Source organism: Algibacter sp. L1A34, assembly GCF_009796805.1.
Lineage (GTDB): Bacteria > Bacteroidota > Bacteroidia > Flavobacteriales > Flavobacteriaceae > Algibacter.
In genome coordinates, this window is sequence record NZ_CP047029.1 from 3854061 (window position 1) to 3868773 (window position 14713).

Here is a 14713-nt window from a genome sequence, read left to right on the forward strand (position 1 = left end):
ATAAATGAAATTCTTAATTTATATACTATTATTTATGAGTGTACAAAACACGAAAGCACAACATATTATACCTGAAGTTATTAAGAAAGAAGCCACTATTGCACTTGCTTATTATCCCAATTTGAAAAATACAGAAGTAGAGTTTCGTTTTAAAAACGATATTAAAAAATCGACTATGCTTGCTCAACCCGTTTTTTGGAGTCTTCTTAAAACACGAAAAAAAAGAAAGTATTTAGTTTTAGTAAGTCGGAAATTTAAAATTTCAGGCAAAGAATTTAAAACTGTAGATGTAGAAAGCGACATTTTAATTGGGTGGTTAGGTCATGAATTAGGCCACATATGCGACTATCAAAATAGAAATAGTTTAAACCTTATTTGGTTTGGAATTAAGTATGCATTTTCCGATAATTATATTAAAGAAGCAGAGCGCACGGCCGATTCTTATGCAGTATCATCTGGTATGGCTGAATATATTTTGAAAACAAAACATTTTATATTAAATAATGCTGAAATTGAAGAAGCCTACAAAGCGCGTATCAAAAAATATTATTTATCTCCAGATGAAATTATGATTTTAGTAAAAGAGCGCGAAGCTAAAGAACAGTAAACTATTTTATAACTTGGATTCTACAAAGGTTTCCCATTCCGCAAATCGTTCTGGCCCCATAACACGTTCCATTTTTACTTGCCCTCCTTTCTTTTTGTGACTTCCGCTCCAATCATGAAAAACAGATGGCAAAACCGTTTTCACTTTTACACCTTCCAAAGCTTTAGAGCGCGCTATTTTATAATTCTTATTAGCATCTTTTAGGAAATTATCTAAGGAATTCACCAATTTAGTGTTATCGACTTCAGATTCGGTTCCTAAATACCAACAATGGTAAAAATCATCATCAATTCTATTCGCACAAAGCGTATACTCAGGAATTTCAATATCAAATTCCTTTTCAAGATATTGCACGGCATCATCAAGTTTATTCACCGATAATTGAGAACCAACAGTATTTAAAAAGAATTTTGTTCTACCTGTAATTTTTATTTCAGCACGTTTAATATCTGTAAACTCAATAGTATCGCCAATAAGATAGCGCCACGCTCCTGCAACGGTACTAATTACCAAAACGTAATCTTGATTCAGCTCCACCTCTGAAATTGATAGGGAAGGCGCATTTTGAACTAATGAACCATCGGTTTGAATATATTCTGGTTTAAAAGGAACAAATTCAAAATAGATACCATTATCGGTTACCAATTTCATAGCATCGGTCTCTGGTCGTTCTTGAAAAGCGATAAAACCTTCGGAAGCTAAATAGGTATCGATAACCGTTATGGGCTTACCTAGAAGTGCGTTAAAACTCTTTTCGTAAGGTCCGAAGGCAACACCTCCAGAGGTATAAACCTGTAAGTTAGGCCAAATTTCATGTATGTTTTTTAAACCATGATAGTCTATAACCTTTTTCAACATGAGTTCTATCCAAGATGGAATTCCACTTAAAGCACCAATATCCCAATCGGCAGCTTTTTCGGCTATTCGTTGCACACGTTGGTCCCAATCGTCAATTTGAGCAATTTCTTTACCTGGTTTATAATAGTTTTGAAACCAAAACGGAATATTGCTAGCACTAATACCGCTAATTTCACCTTCTAAAGCATTGTTGTGTTCTTCAAGATGTGTAGAACTCCCGAGCATCATTATTTCTTTTTCAAAAAAATCTGCTGGCAAATCAAAATTTCTTAGAGCAAGAACTTGTTGAATTCCAGCATTACGAATAGATTTAACCATAGCATTTGTTACAGGAATACGTTTACTGGTTTTGCCAGTAGTACCAGAGCTTAGCGCGAAATAATCGGGATTACCTGGCCAAGTAATATCCTTTTTTCCTTCCTGCACATCTTTCCACCAATTTTTGGTTATTTGGTTATAATCATTAAAAGGAACATTATCTCGAAACGTATTTTCGGGATTATCAGATTTTAGAATATCTTTAAAACTATAACGTTCTCCAAACTTGGTATCTTTTGCCGTTTCTAACAAATCTTTTAGAACTTCTCGTTGCTCTTCTGCTGCATCAAATTCCGAAGAAATGATTTCTGTAGCATGAATAATTCCTTTAATTATATTTCCTATTATAGCCATTTTTACTGGTGTTATATATTGATATTTCATCTAACCTGCTCACCCATATCAATTAAATCTTAAATTTAATAAAAATTAAACATGCTTCAATACATTAATTGAACAGTTTGCGGATTATTACCTCAAAAATCAATTAAAAACAAAGAATACTTTAGCTGTATCAAAATAATTTTTAATGCAAAAAATATTAAATAACAATCAACAAAAAACCGATGAAACAAAATTGCCCCAACGGTTTTAAACACTAACCAAAATTGTAAATAATTAATTATGCATTAACTACTTGTTCTTTATGTTTCCCCTCTCGGGTTTCTTCTATAATTTTATCAATAAATACTGGTAAATCATTAGGGTTTCTACTGGTAATTAAACCTTGATCTACAACAACTTCTTGATCTACCCAATGCGCTCCTGCATTAATAATATCATCTTTAATACTGTGATATGATGTTACTTTTCTATTTTCGACAACTTTAGCACTTACCAGCAACCACGGTGCATGACAAATGGCAGCAACAGGTTTGTTGCTTTTAAAAAATGCTCTTATAAACTCTAAAACATTATCGTGTGTTCTTAATAAATCGGGATTTGCTACTCCTCCTGGAAGTACTAAAGAATTGTAATCTGCTACATTAGCATCATCTACCAATTTATCTACTATTATAGATTCTCCCCAATTATTATTGTCCCAACTTTTTATTTCCCCTTCTTTTACAGAAATGATATCGACTGTAGCTCCTTCATTTTTCAATGCTCTTAACGGTTCAAAAAGTTCCGATTTTTCAAATCCGTCTGTTGCCAAAATAGCTATCCTTTTATTTTCCAATTTCATTGTATAAATGCTTTTTAATTAATAATAAGTTCACAATCGATATGTAAATAACCGATTACTTCAAAATTAAGCTTAAGCTATAAAAATGGTGTGCTCTATCGATAAAATTTTAAACTCATATCATTTTTACAGCATCCAAAAAGATTAGTTAACGTTCCTTAATTACAATTTATTGACGTTAAAGAACTTAAATAGGGTTACCAACTCTATTAATTCAGTTTAAACCCTTTAATTAATAAGTTTCAAAAAAAAAACTTTTTTAATTGATAATGTAATGAACAAATTTTATTTTTGTTGAATATCAATTAATTGCGAAACGCCTTAGCTTTTAATTCCTAACAACCAATGGATCCACATTTAGACCCTTTCTTTGAGTTATCGATGGATTGCCTATGCATTGCTAATTACGAAGGGTATTTTCTTAAAATTAATCCTGCTTTTGTAGAGTTATTGGGGTATTCTGAAGCTGAATTAAACTCAAAATTAATTTCAGATTTTATTTATGAAGAAGATAAAGAACGTACAGCTTCAAATAGAAATAATTTAAAAAACAATAAACCTTTAATTAATTTTGAAAATAGATATGTATCCAAATCTGGTAAGATTATATGGCTGCATTGGACAGCCATTCCTGTTGAAAAAGATAAATTAGTATACGCCATAGCTAAAGATATTACTCATAAAAAAGAACTTGAAAATGAGCGCATATCTCATTTAAGCAAACTTAGTGAAGCCAACGATAAACTCAAACAACTTAATTACACAACCTCTCACGATTTAAGATCCCCTGTTAATAATTTAATATCCTTGGTAGATTTATTGGATTTAAGCAAAATAGAAGACCAAGAGACTCTAAAAATACTTAGTTATATAAAAATTTCTGCGGAAGGCCTAAATACCTCATTAAACGCTTACGTTGAAGCCTTTAAACAAAAAAATATTTTAGACGAAAAATTAGAGCTCATTCATTTTAATACCATCTTCCTTAAAGTGCAAAATTCTATAAGCGCTTTGATACAAAAGTCTGGTGCCGAATTTCAATTAGATTTTTCTAACTTAGAAAGGGTCCATTTTAACACCGCTTATATGGAGAGTGTTTTTCTGAATTTTATTACAAACTCCATTAAATATTCCCGTCCTGATGTTCCGCTAGTTATTTCGATAATTTCCGACAAAAAAAACGGAAAAAGTATTTTTAAATATTCCGATAATGGTCTTGGTTTTAACATGGAAAAAGTAGGTCATCTTATTTTTAAATTAAACCAGAGATTTCATGGCAATGAAGATAGTAAAGGTGTTGGTTTATATTTAGTTTATAACCATGTAACCAACCTTGGCGGTAGTATTAACGTGAATAGCGCAGTTAACCAAGGAACTACTTTTACTATTAGTTTTAATGCATAAATTCCATTATTAAAAGTTGGTTTAATCTCTCTCAGTACGTATTTCTATAATTTGTTAAGCTACTTGCTTTATTTACAAAACAACCGTCCTTTTAAATAAAAAATACACCATAAAAATGTATCTATAGTGCATGTTTTAAAATATTTTGTTTAACAATAATCACAAATCATTAAACATTTTGTATATTTATACCATAATTTTAAGAAGCTTATTTCGAGAAATTACAAATTAAACAGAAAATATGTTCGGACTATTCAAAAAAAAATCGGAAAAAGAAAAATTACAACTTCAGTATGAAAAGCTTTTAAAAGAGGCTCATACCCTATCTACAACAAATAGAAAAATGAGTGATCAAAAAGTATTTGAAGCTGAAGAAGTAATGAAAATATTGGAAAATTTGAGCTAATATCCTTTGATGAAAATGGCAAAAGATAAAAAACCAGATAATGTAGTTTTTAATACAGAAACCCAAAAGTATGATGCATCAATTAAACCCTATGCTACTTCTGTTGGTGCTCCAGTAATTACGACAACAGATACAATTGCTTGGAAAAATAGAAGTATTACTAAAATAAACCACAAGGTTGAAGCAAAATATTTAGAACTAAAAGCTGAGTACGACAAAATGATGCAAGAGTTTGAATATAACAAGCTCATTTTTGATGCTAAATTCACTTTCGAACCTATTATTGGTGAAGTCTACCACCTTTACAAAAGAGAAAATGGAGACTCTTTTCTTTCTATTATAGCTCCTGAACAATGCAAATTTAATCCATTGGGTAGTTTTTATTTAAATGCAGACCAAACTTGGGAAAAAATATAATTTCACGATGACAGAAACAAAACCATTAACAGAAAGAGAGTTAGACCGCATTATTGAAATGGCTTGGGAAGATCGCACGCCTTTTGAAGCTATTCTATTTCAATTTGGATTACCTGAAAAAGAGGTTATTAAAGTGATGCGTGGCAATCTAAAAGAGTCTAGCTTTAAACGCTGGCGTAAACGTGTAAATAGCGGAGTGAGCAAGAAGCATTTAAAAAAACGAAATCCAGATATTACACGTTTTAAATGCTCTAGACAAAAAGCTATTTCTGGCAACAAAATAAGTAAACGCTAGTAAAAACAGCTCACCACGAATAGCAAAAAATTAAAAATGTTTATTCAATTATATTATCCCTAAAAAAATAAATAACTTTTTGAAAAGGCAAGCTATAAATATTGTTTGGTTAAAGCGAGATATTCGCTCGCAAGATCATGAGCCTTTACAAAAAGCGGAACAAGCAGGTATTCCATACCTTATTATTTATCTATTTGAACCTTCTATAATAGAATATCCAGATACAAGTCCGAGACATTTAAAATTCATTTACCACTCTATTTCGACGTTAAACAAAACATTAGAAACTTATAAAAGACGTGTTGAAGTCTTTTACGGAGAAGCTATTACAGTTTTTCAATATTTGAATAACGTATTCGATATCAAATCTGTTTTTAGTTATCAAGAAAGCGGAATTCAACTAACTTGGCAACGCGATAAACAGATAACAAAATTCTGTAAAGAGCATACTATTTTATGGCAACAATCGCAACGGGATGGTATTGTTAGAGGTCTTAAAAACAGAGATACATGGAACAAGCAATGGCATCAAAACATGCATACGCCAATTATAAAAAACAACTATTCCATTTCTGAAATCGAGCCTCTTAATCATCATTTTTCCATACCCGAAAAATTAGACAATCAATTAAAAGCATATCCTAAACATTACCAACCGGCAGGTGAAGTAAATGCTTGGCGTTACTTAAAATCGTTTGCAGCAAAAAGAGGTTTTAATTACCAAAAACATATATCTAAACCTACAGAAAGTAGAATGTCTTGCAGCAGACTCTCACCCTATTTTGCCTGGGGAAATATAAGTATAAAGCAAGCTTTTCAATTTATAGGCACACACCCAAACGGTACAAAAAACAGCAAAGCATTTTCGGCAATGTTAACCCGTTTGCATTGGCATTGCCATTTTATTCAAAAGTTTGAAGTAGAATGTACCTACGAAACACAATGCATAAATAAAGGTTACGAGCTTTTGTCTCACAAGAAAAACGAAGCTTTTATTAAAGCATGGAAAACAGGGTACACTGGCTACCCTATAATTGATGCTTGCATGCGAGCTGTAGAACAAACCGGCTGGATTAACTTTAGAATGCGTGCTATGGTCGTGTCTTTTTTAACACTCAATTTAGACCAAGATTGGAGAGACGGCACTTACCATTTGGCGCGGCAGTTTTTAGATTACGAACCAGGAATTCATTTTCCTCAATTTCAAATGCAAGCTGGCACTACAGGCATTAATACCGTACGTTTATATAACCCCGTAAAAAACTCGCAAGAACACGATCCGGAAGGTGTTTTTATAAAAAAATGGATTCCAGAACTAAGCGCTGTTCCAACTTTACACATTCATGAACCTTGGAAAATGACAGCCATGGAACAAACGTTTTGCAACGTTATTATTGGTGAAACCTATCCAAACCCCATAGTAGATTTACAAGAAAGTTCGAGAATTGCGAGAGACAAAATTTGGGGACATAAAAAACACCCTGCTGTGTTGCAAGAAAAGAATAGACTTTTACAAACTCACGTCAATAGAAACTAATGAAAAAGGAAAATCTGCCAGAGAAAATATGTGTGGTTTGCGACAGACCATTTACATGGCGTAAAAAATGGGAGAAAAATTGGAACGACGTTAAATATTGCAGCACACGTTGCAGAAAGAATAAATGAAAAGCATCAACTTAATATTTCCACATCAATTGTTTCAGGAATCACCAATTTTTGAAACCACTGCTCCTATTTATATAATTGAAGAATATTTGTTTTTTAAGCAATACCCGTTTCATAAACAAAAAATAGCGTTTCATAGAGCTTCAATGAAGTGCTACGCAGATTTTCTTCGGAATAAAAAAAACCTCGAAGTAAATTATATTGAAGCTATTAACGATTTATCGGATATTAGAAAGTTAATCGTCCAGTTAAGTAAACAAGAAGTAAAACACATTAACTACATAGACCCAACGGATAATTGGCTTCAAAAAAGGATAGAAAAAACAAGTGAAGAGCACGGCATTTCAACAACCGTGTATACCTCGCCTTTATTCTTAAACACTAAAGATGAACTGGCTAATTTCTTCCGAAAGGATAAAAAGAAATACCATCAATCTACATTTTATACCGAACAGCGTAAAAAAAGAAAGATTTTAGTCGATTCTGAAAATAAACCATTGGGAGGCAAATGGAGTTTTGATGCTGAAAACAGAAAAAAATATCCTGCTAAAAAAACACCACCATCTGTTCAGTTTCCAGATAACGACACCTATTATTTAGAAGCAAAAACATATGTAGAAAAGCATTTTTCGAATCACTTAGGTAAACTTACCGAACACTCTCTATACCCTACTAATTTTATAAGCACAAACAATTGGTTACAGCAGTTTTTTGAACAACGTTTTATGGAATTTGGAACTTATGAAGATGCTATAGTTGCAGAAAACTCGATACTAAACCATAGTGTATTAACGCCTATGCTAAACGTAGGTTTGATAACGCCTAAGCAAATAATTGATGCTTGCTTATTATATGCTGAAGAGAACAATGTACCTATTAATTCTACAGAAGGTTTTATTAGGCAAATTACAGGTTGGCGCGAATTTATAAGAGGCGTTTATGAAGCTAGAGGTAGTGAAGAACGCACCACTAATTTTTGGGGATTTAAAAAGAAAATTCCTAAATCGTTTTACGATGGCACCACAGGCATAGCACCTATAGATAAAACTATTAAAAAAGTGCTGCAAACTGGCTATTGCCATCACATAGAGCGCTTAATGGTTTTGGGGAACTTTATGATGCTTTGTGAGTTCGATCCAGATGAAGTTTATAAATGGTTTATGGAACTCTTTATTGATGCTTACGATTGGGTAATGGTAACCAATGTATACGGAATGAGTCAGTTTGCAGATGGCGGATTAATGGCGACAAAACCTTATATAAGCGGCAGTAATTATTTAATGAAAATGAGTAATTATAAAAAAGGAGATTGGCAAAACACTTGGGATGGGCTTTTTTGGCGCTTTATGCATACGCATCGCGACTTCTTTTTATCGAACCCTAGATTAGGCATGTTGGTGAAAATGTTTGATAAAATGACCCCTGAAAAGCAAAAGCAACATCTTAAACATGCAGAGCAATATTTAATATCCCTAAAAAACTAATATTATGCTATTTAATACAACACATACTAATGATGCTTTTGTAAAAGAAAGTGAAAACATAGTTGGTAAATCCTTTTCTTTTTTAGAAAAAATAAAAATGAGAGGGATTGGCTCTAGTAGATTTATGATTGAAGAATTAAGCCAGAAACTACAACCAAAAAACCTACAAGATCTTGCCATTAATTATGCTAACATAGAACTAAGGCCAAAAGGAATTATTATTCATTTCACTAATAGGCTCGATCGCTATTCGTGGATAATCCCCTATTATAGATTGGTTACATATAGCACTAAAACCTATACTATACATGCTAACGGACATTTTATTAAGTTCAAGAAAAACAAAAATTATATTGATAATAAAAAATTTACTGATAAAATGATTAACTTAAAAATTAGCTTTTTAAAATTAGATTATTACGATGCTTAAAAGCAATTTTTATCCTGAAATAACAAACTATGAAACAGCTCCTTCTAATATTTTTAATAACAACAAATATGCAAACAAATACTATATTTAAATTTGAAAAAACATCGGATATTACTAATTGGACAGTTGTTAACGATGATGTTATGGGTGGAAAATCGTCGGGAGGATTTTATCTAAATGAAGAAGGAAATGGTGTTTTTAAAGGCCATGTTTCTTTAGAAAACAATGGAGGATTCTCTTCCCTAAGATATCGATTTGATGAAATAAGTACAAAATCCTTTTCTAAAATTATATTGAAAATTAAAGGCGATGGAAAAAAGTATCAGTTTAGAATAAAATCGAAAGCATCTAATAAACACGCTTATATTTCTTATTTCAACACATCAAAAGATTGGGAATCTATAGAATTCTCATTGTCAAAAATGTATCCAACTTTTAAAGGAAGAAGGCTAGATATGCCAAATTACAACGCAAATGATATTGAGGAAATCGCATTTTTAATTGCTAACAAAGCGGCAGAAGATTTTAAATTAGAAATTGACTCTATCGTTTTAGAATAATTAAATTTCACTAATAGATGTAGCAATAAGCTTATTTATTAGTAAGCACTAAAACAAGAAAAGCCAATCTCTTTATCTGAGATTGGCTTTTCTATATATTGAAACTCTAAATTAATCTAGCACAAACTTAAAGCCAGCCGAAATAATACTTGATGAAAACGTAGTATCTCTATCATATTGATAGAACTTTAAATCGATACTTTTTAAACCATATTTCCAGATATGTGCTTTGGCGAAAATATCGGTGTATGAAACTCCAAAACCATATTGATTTGCAGAATATTCTGAAAGATCATAATCTGACGTATAAAACTCATCTGTAGATAAAGCTTCTTCATAAGGATTAAAATAATCTGCTGCAGTTTGATTATAATATCTGTAAGACGGATAAAGTGTAAACTTATCTGTAATTTTTATTGGCAACTCAATACTAGCCGTATGAGAGTTAATACCCCAATCATCATAATAATAACGATAAAAAGTACGTACGGTTAAAATTTCATTAATGTACCAATTTAAACGTCCGCCAGCAGCCACTTTAAACCTAGAGTCAGGTAAGCGTTCCACAGCATCGGCAAGCTGAAAATTATCTATAAAAGAATCGGCTACATCACCAAAATAGACTCTTTGAAAAGGTGTAGATAACAAACCATCTTGCTGAACAAAATCTAAAGCCAACGAACCTTGTAGATTTTTATGAAGTATTTGTGAGAACCCAAATCCTAACGAATAAGAATTCCGCCCTTTACTATCAAACTCTCCAAATCTAGGGTTATAATTAGTATTGCCCGAAATAGTGTTTTGAGTAAATACTCGATCATTTAAACCATTCCCTCCTGCCCCAAAAGGTCTTAATTCCGTTGGGTAAATAGGATTCCAAGTATCAAGGTACACATTTCCGCTTACACTAACCTCGGTATTCTTTTCATTAAAAAGTTTGGAATACGTTCCACCAAATCCAACAGAAAAATAATCGTACTCTGAGGAAATAGCTAGCTTAGCCGACCAAATATCATTTCTATCGTCAGAGCTATGACTATAACTTCCTGTTAAATTTGCCCAAGTATCACTGCTTGAAGCCCCAGAAGATGCTTGAAACGGATCTGCTGGTCCGTCATCAAAAGGATCTATATTACTCGATGAAGCAGACGTATATGCAGAAATACCTGCATCTATAGTTAACACATCATCATCATTCAACGGGATAGAAACTACAAAAGTTCCTGTAACATCCGTTAATTCTTCGGTACCAATACCTCCACTTACCGCCGCATTATCGCCATCTTGACTATAATAACTAGTTAAAAAATCTACTTCGGTAGTTTCTAAAACCCTTTTTTTATAGACTTTGGTATCGTCTTGCCCTGTTTGTGCGTAACCTTTCGCGAAAGCGAATACACAAAACAAAATTATAAGTTTTTTCAATTTATTTTAATGTTTTAAAATTTCTAAATACATATACATACTAAGAGTTTCGGTTAATTACAACCACAACCACCACCTGTTTTTCCTCCGTTTGCCCCTACTGCTGCTTCTCTATAAGAGTGTGCCGTAGAAATATTACGATCTACTTTTTTATCAGATAATACCATATCTGGATCGTTTATATTCACTTTTTCATATTCTTTAACCACAACACAACTACTGAAAGAAGTGACGATTAATACGCAACATATCAACTTGTTTATCATAATTTATCTATTTCTATATTATTCGATTTTGTTATATTTCCTTTATCATCTATAATGATACATTCTATTTTCGGCAACTGATTTATTCTATCCAACCCCGCTTCTTTCCCCATAACAAAAACCGATGTGGCTAAGGCATCTGCCAGTTCAGCTTTTGGCGCAAAAACAGTTACACTTATAATTCCCGAAGACGGATATCCGGTACGTGGATCTATAATATGTGTGTAGCGCTTACCATTAAAATTAACGTACTTCTCATAATTTCCAGAAGTTACCACAGCTCCATTTGTTATTGGTAGTAAAGCAAACACCTTATTCTTGTTCATGGGGTTTGTAATGGCAACTTTCCATGCAGTGCCATCTGGTTGCTTTCCCCAAGTATTCATATCTCCCGATGCATTTATAATGCCTGAAATCACACCTTTTGCTATAAGCAAGCCTTTTGCTTGGTCTGCCGCGTAACCTTTTCCGATAGCTCCAAAACCAATTTTCATACCTTCTAATTTTAGAAATACCGCAGTATTAACTCGATCCAAAATAATATTTTGAAAGCCGACTTTTGCCACAGATGCTTTTATTTCTTTTTCAGAAGGCATCACCATCATACTACCATCAAACTTCCAAATTCTATCCATTGATGCATAACTAATATCAAAAGCGCCATCTGTTAATCTTGAGATTCGAATAGCTCTTTCAATTAAATTAAAGAGTTCCAAATCAACTTTTACAGGTTTAATGCCTGCATTTTTATTTATGGCACTTGTTTGAGAGTTTTCGTCCCAAGAAGACATGAGTTTTTCAATTCGTATTATTTCCGCGACAGCGCTATCAATATATTTATTCCCCATTATAGAATCGTTTGCTACAACAGTAATATCAAAACGACTCCCCATAAGTTTTAAGGTTCGTTTATAGGGTTGCTGAGCCAAGCAAACCATTGAAAACAGAACGAGAAATGAAGTCATTAACCTTTTCAAATTATTTTGTAAAAACATTTAATTCTTTTATATAATTTTCTGGCGTTGTTTTCTTATAGCTCGTTTCCCCAAGAACTTCTCCTTTAACGTTTAAAACCACTACAAAAGGAAAAATGCCATTTTTATTATAAGTTTCTGCTAGATTAGCATTGGCTTTAGTTTGAGCTTCAGGCAACGCATTTTTCTTTCCTTTTGGAAAATCGGCCTGTAACATCACATAATTTTTGTTGGCATACTTTTTAAAAGTATCGGTACTCCAAATTTCGCGATCTAGCTTAATACATGGCCCACACCAATCCGAACCTTGAAAAACAAGTATTATAGGTTTATGCTCTTTAGAAGCAATGTCTTTAGCAACCGTGAAATCTGTTTGCCAATCTTGAGCAACCGCCGTAATTGCACATACCATTGTTACTGCTAAAGTCAATATTATTTTTTTCATTTTATTTATTTATTTTTATTAATGTTTAGTCTCAAATTATAGCCAATCCTATCAACAAATAGATTATTTTTTCATTATTAAACCCCGTTGATAACGCATCTTATTTATTTTATTATTTAAGCCAAATTAGCATCAAATAAAGCCCCAATAATAGCTGTTAAGCCCATAGCCAATGTTCCCCAAAACGTAATGCGAAGTATCGCTTTCAATGGTTTTGAACCTCCTGTTCTTGCAGAGGTTGCTCCTAAAACAGCTAAAAACAGAATAGCAAAAGCGTACTGTATATATTCCATAATATTTAAAGGTGCTACAAAAGCAACAAATACGGGCAAAAAACCACCCACGGTAAAAGATATTCCAGAAGATAATGCAGCCTGTAAAGGTTTTGCTTCCGTCATTTCTGTAATCCCTAATTCATCCCTAGCATGCGCTCCAAGAGCATCATGTGCGGTTAATTGTTTAGCAACCTCCAATGCGGTTTCGTGTGTTAAACCACGTGTTTTGTAGATTTCTGCAAGCTCCATCAATTCTTCTTCCGGAGTATCTATGAGTTCTTGTTTTTCACGAGCTAAATCAGACTTTTCAATATCTGTCTGTGAGCTAACAGAAACATATTCTCCTGCAGCCATAGATAATGCTCCAGCAACTAAGCCGGCAACACCTGCAAGTAAAATTGGTTCGCGCGTACTACTTGCCGCAGCAACACCTATTATTAAACTTGCAGTAGATAAAATCCCATCATTCGCTCCTAAAACTCCTGCTCTAAGCCAACCACTCCGGTTTATATAGTGCTTTTCTGTTGTTTGTACTTCCATAACTATTCTCCCAATAAATTAAATGCTCCTTTAGTCAAAAATTTGGTGTATGGCTCAAAATCAGCGATGTTCTCTATAACCGTATACCCGTTATAATTTTCTTTTACGTCTACTTTTATTTGATTGAAATAATAAATATCATCGTCTTTTTCATCTAAAACCAATACAAATGAAAAGCCATCCACGTCAATGATAGATTCATTAGGTAACGCTTTCGCGGAAATAGAACTTGTAATGATATGAGCTTCTACAAACATGCCTACCAAGAAATTATTGTCAGACTCATTTTCCAGATGTCCATGAACATGAATGGTTCTATTGGGTTCTATAGATGTACCAACAAGATGAACTTCAGCTTTATAAGTTTCCGATGAAGCTTCCGGGATTTTAAAATCTATCTTTTGCCCTTTTTTAATAGCCATAACATCCTTCTCATAAACAGACAGTTCTAAATGAATATGGTCATTATCGATAATCTCCAAAATGGATGTAGCAGGTGAAACATAAGTCCCTTTAGTAACATTTACCTTGGTAACACTACCAGAAATTGGTGCCAAAATACTAACCACAGAAGTTATATACCCTGAACGGATTCTTGACGGTGAAATATTAAGCATACTCAGTTGTTTCTCTAAACCTCTATGTTTTGCAACTCCCGTTTTATAGTCACTCTCTGCTTTCAAAAAACTTTTTTGTGAGGTAATGTTTTCAGCTTTCATAGTTACCTGTCTATCGTATTCAGCTTTTAGATAAGTAAGTTGCTCATTCACTTCCATATAGCTTTGCTGCAAGGAAACAAACTCAGGGTTTTCAATGGTAACGAGAATGTCACCTTTTCTTACCTTATCACCTATTAATAAAGGTGTGGTTTTAATATACCCACCCATGGTTGCATTTACAACGGCTCTATTTTCTGGAGGAACATCAATCATTCCATTCACACTTACAACATTAGGGAATGCCTTTTCTTCTAGATTACCTAAAGTCATTTTACTTTGGTCAAATTGTGCTTGCGTCACCTGGATACGGCTGTCTTTTATCGTACTGTTTTCAATTTGAAATTCGGTTGTTTCATTCTTTTTTTCACCACAGCTAAAAAAGGAGAAAACAAGACTGAGTATCACTATTGTATATATATTACGTTTCATAACGTTGCGT

18 protein-coding genes are annotated in these 14713 nt (G+C 33.0%); 10 read left to right on the forward strand and 8 right to left on the reverse strand.

Features of this window, described 5'->3' with window-relative positions; all coding sequences use genetic code 11:
* The first annotated feature begins 4 nt into the window (after nucleotides 1-4).
* A complete protein-coding gene (locus tag GQR97_RS16355) occupies nucleotides 5-607 on the forward strand; it encodes a hypothetical protein (RefSeq protein WP_158850343.1) in 603 nt (200 codons plus the stop codon).
* Nucleotides 608-613: 6 nt separating this feature from the next.
* Here GQR97_RS16355 and GQR97_RS16360 read toward each other — a convergent pair whose 3' ends face one another.
* A complete protein-coding gene (locus GQR97_RS16360) occupies nucleotides 614-2137 on the reverse strand; it encodes a GH3 auxin-responsive promoter family protein (protein ID WP_158851879.1) in 1524 nt (507 codons plus the stop codon).
* Nucleotides 2138-2405: 268 nt separating this feature from the next.
* Nucleotides 2406-2969 (reverse strand): type 1 glutamine amidotransferase domain-containing protein, encoded by a 564-nt coding sequence (locus GQR97_RS16365; RefSeq protein ID WP_158850345.1) that lies wholly within the window; start codon nucleotides 2967-2969, stop codon nucleotides 2406-2408.
* A 345-nt stretch (nucleotides 2970-3314) separates the two neighbouring features.
* Between GQR97_RS16365 and GQR97_RS16370 the strand changes: the two genes are divergently transcribed.
* The 9 genes from GQR97_RS16370 (at nucleotide 3315) to GQR97_RS16410 (ending at nucleotide 9630) form a co-directional block, all read left to right on the forward strand.
* Nucleotides 3315-4373, forward strand: coding sequence for a PAS domain-containing sensor histidine kinase (locus GQR97_RS16370; protein ID WP_158850347.1), 1059 nt, complete (start codon nucleotides 3315-3317; stop codon nucleotides 4371-4373).
* Nucleotides 4374-4614: 241 nt separating this feature from the next.
* Complete coding sequence (locus tag GQR97_RS16375; protein ID WP_158850349.1) at nucleotides 4615-4779, forward strand: Lacal_2735 family protein; 165 nt, start codon at nucleotides 4615-4617, stop codon at nucleotides 4777-4779.
* A 15-nt stretch (nucleotides 4780-4794) separates the two neighbouring features.
* On the forward strand, nucleotides 4795-5196 hold the full coding sequence (locus GQR97_RS16380) for a DUF2452 domain-containing protein (protein ID WP_158850351.1): 402 nt from the start codon (nucleotides 4795-4797) through the stop codon (nucleotides 5194-5196).
* Nucleotides 5197-5203: 7 nt separating this feature from the next.
* Nucleotides 5204-5491, forward strand: a complete 288-nt coding sequence (locus tag GQR97_RS16385; protein WP_158850353.1) for a TIGR03643 family protein — start codon at nucleotides 5204-5206, stop codon at nucleotides 5489-5491.
* A gap of 79 nt (nucleotides 5492-5570) precedes the next feature.
* Nucleotides 5571-7028 (forward strand): cryptochrome/deoxyribodipyrimidine photo-lyase family protein, encoded by a 1458-nt coding sequence (locus GQR97_RS16390; RefSeq protein WP_158850355.1) that lies wholly within the window; start codon nucleotides 5571-5573, stop codon nucleotides 7026-7028.
* The gene (locus GQR97_RS16395; RefSeq protein ID WP_074935353.1) at nucleotides 7028-7156 is read left to right on the forward strand and encodes a DUF2256 domain-containing protein; all 129 of its coding nucleotides are present in this window, start codon (nucleotides 7028-7030) and stop codon (nucleotides 7154-7156) included. The genes GQR97_RS16390 and GQR97_RS16395 overlap by 1 nt, the downstream gene beginning before the upstream one ends.
* A complete protein-coding gene (locus GQR97_RS16400; protein WP_158850357.1) occupies nucleotides 7153-8640 on the forward strand; it encodes a cryptochrome/photolyase family protein in 1488 nt (495 codons plus the stop codon). The genes GQR97_RS16395 and GQR97_RS16400 overlap by 4 nt, the downstream gene beginning before the upstream one ends.
* Before the next feature lie 4 nt (nucleotides 8641-8644).
* Nucleotides 8645-9070: a hypothetical protein gene (locus tag GQR97_RS16405; protein ID WP_158850359.1), complete on the forward strand. Its 426-nt coding sequence runs from the start codon at nucleotides 8645-8647 to the stop codon at nucleotides 9068-9070.
* Between the two features lie 68 nt (nucleotides 9071-9138).
* Nucleotides 9139-9630: a CIA30 family protein gene (locus GQR97_RS16410; RefSeq protein WP_158850361.1), complete on the forward strand. Its 492-nt coding sequence runs from the start codon at nucleotides 9139-9141 to the stop codon at nucleotides 9628-9630.
* Nucleotides 9631-9741: 111 nt separating this feature from the next.
* Here the strand turns inward: GQR97_RS16410 and GQR97_RS16415 are convergent, their stop codons facing one another.
* The 6 genes from GQR97_RS16415 to GQR97_RS16440 all read right to left on the reverse strand — a co-directional run bounded on the left by GQR97_RS16415 (nucleotide 9742) and on the right by GQR97_RS16440 (nucleotide 14703).
* Nucleotides 9742-11055: a DUF3570 domain-containing protein gene (locus GQR97_RS16415; RefSeq protein WP_158850363.1), complete on the reverse strand. Its 1314-nt coding sequence runs from the start codon at nucleotides 11053-11055 to the stop codon at nucleotides 9742-9744.
* Nucleotides 11056-11108: 53 nt separating this feature from the next.
* A complete protein-coding gene (locus GQR97_RS16420) occupies nucleotides 11109-11321 on the reverse strand; it encodes a DUF4266 domain-containing protein (protein ID WP_158850365.1) in 213 nt (70 codons plus the stop codon).
* Nucleotides 11318-12286: an FAD:protein FMN transferase gene (locus tag GQR97_RS16425; protein WP_233267562.1), complete on the reverse strand. Its 969-nt coding sequence runs from the start codon at nucleotides 12284-12286 to the stop codon at nucleotides 11318-11320. The genes GQR97_RS16420 and GQR97_RS16425 overlap by 4 nt, the downstream gene beginning before the upstream one ends.
* A gap of 13 nt (nucleotides 12287-12299) precedes the next feature.
* Complete coding sequence (locus GQR97_RS16430) at nucleotides 12300-12740, reverse strand: thioredoxin family protein (RefSeq protein ID WP_158850369.1); 441 nt, start codon at nucleotides 12738-12740, stop codon at nucleotides 12300-12302.
* 116 nt (nucleotides 12741-12856) lie between these two features.
* A complete protein-coding gene (locus GQR97_RS16435) occupies nucleotides 12857-13555 on the reverse strand; it encodes a VIT family protein (RefSeq protein ID WP_158850371.1) in 699 nt (232 codons plus the stop codon).
* 2 nt (nucleotides 13556-13557) lie between these two features.
* Nucleotides 13558-14703, reverse strand: a complete 1146-nt coding sequence (locus tag GQR97_RS16440; RefSeq protein WP_158850373.1) for an efflux RND transporter periplasmic adaptor subunit — start codon at nucleotides 14701-14703, stop codon at nucleotides 13558-13560.
* Nucleotides 14704-14713: the final 10 nt, after the last annotated feature.

Coding starts and splice junctions, on each gene's coding strand:
- GQR97_RS16355 (WP_158850343.1), top strand. CDS start 5: ATGAAATTCTTAATTTATATACTATTATTTATGAGTGTACAAAACACG.
- GQR97_RS16360 (WP_158851879.1), bottom strand. CDS start 2,137: ATGGCTATAATAGGAAATATAATTAAAGGAATTATTCATGCTACAGAA.
- GQR97_RS16365 (WP_158850345.1), bottom strand. CDS start 2,969: ATGAAATTGGAAAATAAAAGGATAGCTATTTTGGCAACAGACGGATTT.
- GQR97_RS16370 (WP_158850347.1), top strand. CDS start 3,315: ATGGATCCACATTTAGACCCTTTCTTTGAGTTATCGATGGATTGCCTA.
- GQR97_RS16375 (WP_158850349.1), top strand. CDS start 4,615: ATGTTCGGACTATTCAAAAAAAAATCGGAAAAAGAAAAATTACAACTT.
- GQR97_RS16380 (WP_158850351.1), top strand. CDS start 4,795: ATGGCAAAAGATAAAAAACCAGATAATGTAGTTTTTAATACAGAAACC.
- GQR97_RS16385 (WP_158850353.1), top strand. CDS start 5,204: ATGACAGAAACAAAACCATTAACAGAAAGAGAGTTAGACCGCATTATT.
- GQR97_RS16395 (WP_074935353.1), top strand. CDS start 7,028: ATGAAAAAGGAAAATCTGCCAGAGAAAATATGTGTGGTTTGCGACAGA.
- GQR97_RS16400 (WP_158850357.1), top strand. CDS start 7,153: ATGAAAAGCATCAACTTAATATTTCCACATCAATTGTTTCAGGAATCA.
- GQR97_RS16405 (WP_158850359.1), top strand. CDS start 8,645: ATGCTATTTAATACAACACATACTAATGATGCTTTTGTAAAAGAAAGT.
- GQR97_RS16410 (WP_158850361.1), top strand. CDS start 9,139: ATGCAAACAAATACTATATTTAAATTTGAAAAAACATCGGATATTACT.
- GQR97_RS16420 (WP_158850365.1), bottom strand. CDS start 11,321: ATGATAAACAAGTTGATATGTTGCGTATTAATCGTCACTTCTTTCAGT.
- GQR97_RS16425 (WP_233267562.1), bottom strand. CDS start 12,286: ATGACTTCATTTCTCGTTCTGTTTTCAATGGTTTGCTTGGCTCAGCAA.
- GQR97_RS16430 (WP_158850369.1), bottom strand. CDS start 12,740: ATGAAAAAAATAATATTGACTTTAGCAGTAACAATGGTATGTGCAATT.
- GQR97_RS16435 (WP_158850371.1), bottom strand. CDS start 13,555: ATGGAAGTACAAACAACAGAAAAGCACTATATAAACCGGAGTGGTTGG.
- GQR97_RS16440 (WP_158850373.1), bottom strand. CDS start 14,703: ATGAAACGTAATATATATACAATAGTGATACTCAGTCTTGTTTTCTCC.